The following is a 4,191-nucleotide window of genomic DNA, read 5'->3' as shown; positions in this document are numbered from 1 at the left end:
GGTAACGAAGGCTACTAAGGACGGCGGCAATTTCGGTGTGAAGCCGCCGGCATTCTCAGGTCCCTACGTGCTAGCCGACTGGAAACCCAACCAGTATGCACTTCTCACCCGAAATCCGGATTGGTCGGGTCCCAAGCCCGGCTTCGACGAAATCCGTATCTTGCCTATCCCGGACGCTAAGGCAGCGGAGCGAGCTTATCAGGCGGGCGACGTCGATTTCACCGTAGTTGGTTTGGATTCTCTCTCGGCGTTCAAGAGCAACCCGCCCGAAAACACCGAAATCGCGGAGAGGGCGTCGACCCGCTATACATGGATCGGCATGAACATAGATCATCCCAAACTGAAGGATATCAATGTCCGCAAGGCGATCCAATGGGCGATTAATGTACCGCAGGTTCTAGACACCGCGTATGACGGTCAGTCGATTGCGGCCACAGGCATTATTCCTCCAGGTATCGTTGGGCATCGCGCCAAGACTCTGATCCCACCGGAAGGTGATCTCGCAAAGGCCAAGGAGCTTCTGGAAAAAGCCGGCGTGAATGATTTGACATTGACCCTCGATTGTACAAACGACAGCAAGACTTCAGCTATAGCCCAGACCGTGCAAGCACAATTGTCCCAGGTCGGAATTTCACTGGTAGTTAATGCCCGAGATCCCGGGACATTCTGGTCGCTCGGCGTTGAATCGGAGGGGGACAGCTGGAAGGACGTGCAGCTTTTTATCATGACCTTCTCTGGTCTGCCGGATCCGTACGACTACGTGACTTGGTTCGTGCAAGATCAAGTGGGTATATGGAACTGGCAACGCTTCCGCAGCCAACGCTTTGACGAGCTAAACGCTAAGGGACTCTCCATTAACGATCCCAACGAGCGGGCAAAGCTTTACCAGGAGATGCAGGATCTGATGGAGGACTCTGGCGCATTCCGGTTCCTGAACAATGAGACCAATCCAGTCATGTATCGGACGACGCAAATGAAAGCGGCGATGCGCCCAGATGGAACCCCGCTATATATCGACTTCCAGCCGGCTTAAGCTTGAGCATGAACTGTGTGGATCTATCTACTGAAACGCGTCTTCCTCGCGGTCGTGATTACGGTGATCGCGGTGACCCTTGTGTTCATGATGATCCATGCGGTGCCTGGCGACCCAGCCGTTGCACTGCTGGGTCCCCGCGCCACGCCTGAAATGATAGCGCACCTCCATCGGGAGATGGGGTTGGATAAGCCGCTTGCCCTGCAGATCGTCATTTTCTTCGAAGGGCTGCTGCAAGGCAATCTTGGTTTTGATGTGTTGAGTCAACGTCCAGTTGCGGACATAATATTCGAGCAACTTCCTTACACCATCGAACTAATCTTCGTCTCGATTTTGTGGGCGGTGGTGATTGCGGTGCCGCTCGGTTGTTACTCAGCCATGAGGCGTAACTCTGTCGTCGACCAGGTCGTCGGGATCATGGCAGTCGCCACAATCGCGATTCCTTCGTTCGTCATGGCTGTCTACGCACTCCTGATCTTCGCTGTCACTCTCCATTGGTTACCAGCAGTCGGGGCCGGAGAGGGTTTGTTGGACGGCCTTGTTCATCTAATTCTGCCAGCCTTCGCCGTCGGGATCGGCTGGGTTGGATACATCTCCCGGCTGGTACGGGCATCCATGATGGAGATCCTGGGTGAAAACCATGTGCGAATGGCACGTTCCTTCGGGATTTCCGAATGGCGCATTGTTTTGCGTTACGCGCTGCCGCTTGCGATCCTGCCAACAGTGACGATCCTGGGCGTGGGCATAGCGTGGTTGCTTTCGTCAGCTGTCTTTATCGAGGTGGTTTTCGCAAGACCAGGTATCGGTGCCTTGATTGTACAAGCGGTCAACACGCGCAACTATGCAGTGGTAATAGGGGCCGTGCTAGTCACCACTGTTGTCACTGTCTTGGCAACAACGGTGTCCGATCTGATCGCTGCCTCTCTTGATCCTCGAACCCGCGAGAAACTTTAGCATGGCGAGCCTTGAAGTGCTCCGCAGCGAAACTGGCCCGAAGCTAGCACCAGGCACCTTGCGCAAGACGGCGCGGCAAATGCGCAAGAACCGTCTTGGCGTCCTTGGAGCCGTGCTGGTCGCGATCGTGTTCGCAAGCGCGATCTTCGCCCCGCTCATCGTTACACATGATCCGATCCGCATCATGGTGGGGCCCCGTTTGGCGAACCCTTCACGGGCGTTTCTGTTGGGTACCGATCAACTGGGCCGCGACACATTCTCGCGCGTCATGATGGGCGGCCGCATCCCGTTGCTTGTCGCCTTCGCCTCGCTTGGCAGTTCGTTGGTAGCGGGCCTTGTGCTTGGTTTGGTTGCGGGCTTCGGACCGAGATGGCTGGACAATTTGCTCCTTCTTTTGTTTGATACCATTCGCTCTTTTCCTGGCATCATCTTCGCGTTGGCAATTATCGGCTTACTTGGACCCAGCCTGGCCAGCGTGATTTTCGTCATCGCAATCACCTCTATGCCCATTTATGCGCGGGTCGTGAGGACCCAGACAGAGGCGCTGCGAAACAGTGAATACATCGCCGCAGAACGCACTCTGGGCGCTGGCACGACGCGCATCCTTGCAGTGCACGTACTGCCTAACGTCATCGGCCCGCTTCTTATCCTCGTGAGCATGGACGTGCCCGCGGTCATCGCGGTGGAGGCCGGTCTCAGCTTCCTTGGTTTGGGCGTACGTCCGCCCACGCCCGATTGGGGAGCAATCCTCAACGACGGCTATAATTACATCCAGCAGACGCCGTGGCTTGTGGTTGGCGGTGGTATTCCAATCGTCCTCGCAACGCTGGGCTTCACATTCCTGGGCGAGGCGCTACGCGACATGTTCGATCCAAAGTTGCGGAAAGATCTATGATACCACACGATCGGTCATCGCAATCGATGTCACCCCTCCTGGAAATACGTCACCTCAATCTCGACTTCGGGACACCGGAGGGGCGCATTCATGCACTGCGAAACGTGTCACTTGATGTCGCAGCCGCAGAGGTGGTCGGCGTCGTCGGCGAAAGCGGATCCGGAAAGTCGACGCTTGCCTATACGGTGATGGGTCTGCTTTCGGAAAATGCTGATGTCACAGGTGGCGAGATCCTGTTTGACGGGCGAGACCTGCTGAAGATGCCGGCTCAGTCGCGGCGTAGCCTGCTTGGCGATCGACTTTCCATGGTTTTTCAAGATCCGATGACAGCGTTGAATCCTGTCCGGACCATCGAGAGCCAGATGATCGACATCCAGCATCACGAGCAGAAAAGCCGAAGTGAAAAGCGTGATCGAGCCATCGACATGCTACACCGGGTCGGAATTCCCGATCCGCAAACCCGGATAGGCGCCTATCCGCACCACTTTTCTGGCGGCATGCGTCAGCGGATATGTATAGCCATGGCGCTGCTTGTAAGACCCGCGCTCCTCATTGCCGACGAGCCGACGACTGCGCTCGATGCGACACTTGAAGTCCAGATCATCCATCTGCTCAAAGATCTCCAAAGGGAGATCGGTTGCTCCGTCCTCTTCGTATCTCATCATCTTGGAGCTGTGGCTGAGTTGTGCGACCGGGTCGTCGTCATGTATGCCGGCGAAGTGGTAGAACAAGGCGATGTGCGCGGCATATTCCGCAATCCCGGTCATCCCTACACCCGCGCCCTGCTTGAATGCGACCCGGCGCGGCTTAAACGAACCACACGCACATTGCCGACCATTTCCGGCGAGGTGCCCAGTCTCCTGGGCTTGCAGAAGGGGTGCATCTTCAGCGCGCGATGCCCGCAGGCGTTTGATCGCTGTGTCCAGGAAGGGCCAGTCGATTACCCCATCAGCGCAGGGCAGACCGCACGATGCCATCTGCTCGAAGAAAAGCGGCCGGTTTCGGCATGAGCGCCCTCCTCAGCGTTCGGGACCTCTGCGTCCGCTTCCGCACGATGGGGCCGCTTAAAGCGCTCGCAACCGGGACAAAAGCGCCTTTCATCGACGCGGTATGCGGTATTTCGTTTGAAATCCACAAGGGCGAGACGCTGGCCCTTGTCGGCGAAAGCGGCTCCGGAAAATCCACCGTCGCTCGCACGATGATCGGCCTGCAGCGGGCGGTGAGCGGTAGCATCAGCTTCCAAGGGCAGGAACTCACGAAACTCAGTGCGGCAGAACGCAAGCCCTATTTGCGGCGCATGGCGATGACG

General features: G+C 57.0%; 5 protein-coding genes. All 5 read left to right on the top strand.

All coding sequences use genetic code 11. The features are described 5' to 3' along the window. On the top strand, positions 1 to 1,033 hold a 1,033-nt coding region (locus EOA29_RS07715), incomplete at its 5' end, for an ABC transporter substrate-binding protein (RefSeq protein WP_145969637.1). A gap of 15 nt (positions 1,034 to 1,048) precedes the next feature. Next, complete coding sequence (locus EOA29_RS07710; protein WP_127220694.1) at positions 1,049 to 1,987, top strand: ABC transporter permease; 939 nt, start codon at positions 1,049 to 1,051, stop codon at positions 1,985 to 1,987. A 1-nt stretch (position 1,988) separates the two neighbouring features. Continuing rightward, complete coding sequence (locus tag EOA29_RS07705) at positions 1,989 to 2,882, top strand: ABC transporter permease (RefSeq protein ID WP_127220693.1); 894 nt, start codon at positions 1,989 to 1,991, stop codon at positions 2,880 to 2,882. A 26-nt stretch (positions 2,883 to 2,908) separates the two neighbouring features. Beyond that, a complete protein-coding gene (locus EOA29_RS07700; RefSeq protein WP_127220692.1) occupies positions 2,909 to 3,892 on the top strand; it encodes an ABC transporter ATP-binding protein in 984 nt (327 codons plus the stop codon). After that, on the top strand, positions 3,889 to 4,191 hold a 303-nt coding region (locus EOA29_RS42885), incomplete at its 3' end, for an ATP-binding cassette domain-containing protein (protein ID WP_245468435.1). The genes EOA29_RS07700 and EOA29_RS42885, both read left to right, overlap by 4 nt.

It is taken from the genome of Mesorhizobium sp. M1E.F.Ca.ET.063.01.1.1 (genome assembly GCF_003998155.1).
Lineage (GTDB): Bacteria > Pseudomonadota > Alphaproteobacteria > Rhizobiales > Rhizobiaceae > Mesorhizobium.
The sequence above is the reverse complement of the archived record's forward strand: the minus strand, read 5'-3'. Positions and strand labels throughout refer to the sequence as shown.